Source organism: Thalassotalea sp. G20_0, assembly GCF_017744175.1.
In the GTDB taxonomy this organism is placed as follows: Bacteria; Pseudomonadota; Gammaproteobacteria; order Pseudomonadales; family Endozoicomonadaceae; genus Endozoicomonas.
Genome location: NZ_JAGHQV010000276.1, coordinates 1 through 934 on the forward strand (window position 1 = coordinate 1; position 934 = coordinate 934).

Annotated in this window: 1 protein-coding gene; it reads right to left on the reverse strand. The window is 42.6% G+C overall.

Annotation, left to right across the window (positions count from 1 at the left end; genetic code table 11):
- Positions 1-200: 200 nt before the first annotated feature.
- Entirely contained in the window at positions 201-683 is a 483-nt protein-coding gene (locus J7438_RS26025; protein WP_209278936.1) for a hypothetical protein, read from the reverse strand.
- Between the last annotated feature and the right edge of the window lie 251 nt (positions 684-934).

Sequence of the window (934 nt, forward strand, 5' to 3'; positions counted from 1 at the left end):
ACCTGTTTGGTCAGGCAGACTGGCTGTGGGATGTATTACTGGATAGCGCACCGCTGCCGCTACTCCAGACGAATACACGTCAACTGCCATAGTCTGAAAGCTGACGTATTCATAATTTCTGAAAACATAAGAGAGCCAGCAGCTTTCACTGCTAAGAAAAATCACTATCACCCCCTGAAAGTTCTGACTATCTTGCCAAATCATGATGTGTCAAAAGCTATCTTCTGTGCTTTAGCACCATGGGCAATGGCTTTAAACAAACTGTCCCAGCTATCAATCATTAACGTGAGAAAGAAGCTGGTGATTTTCCTCCATAATCGCTTTCGTGTAGGCATTCCTGGCTTATTTAAAGCCTGTTGGAATTTTGGACAAGACAGTTCCTGAATCTGATCAACCGGGAATGCCAGAAAAGTAAGGTAGGTAAAATTCGTAGCCAGATGTTTTTCGCCATGACCGTCATTGTGTTCAAGTTGATAGTCTTGATTTTTCAGGGTGTTAAACGTTTCATTTTCAATGCGCCATCTACAACGTCCTCCTCGCATCATGGATTCAACGGTATCATCGGTTAATTCAAGATCGGTTACCCAGCACCAGACATGCTGGTTCCCTTTTTTGTCGATTTCAATGTAATACAGAACATTAACCCGCTCTGTTTCATCCCGAATAAAAGAGGCCAGTACCATCAATAGGAAGCAGATAAAGATCTTGGATGCTGTCAAAACATTCTGACACTGTTTTTATCAAGTAAGAAGCACTGAATTGCCTGACATTTTTCTGCATAGCCGTACCCATGACTGACCCGATGACAACGATTGAGTAACATACAATTTCAGTCGAAGAATTGTGCGGGCATGATTTTTTTACCTATTCTGCATCTCATGTGGCTGTAGTGCTTCAGGATTCGTCGGGAATTGCTGTGACAACTGGTTTATCC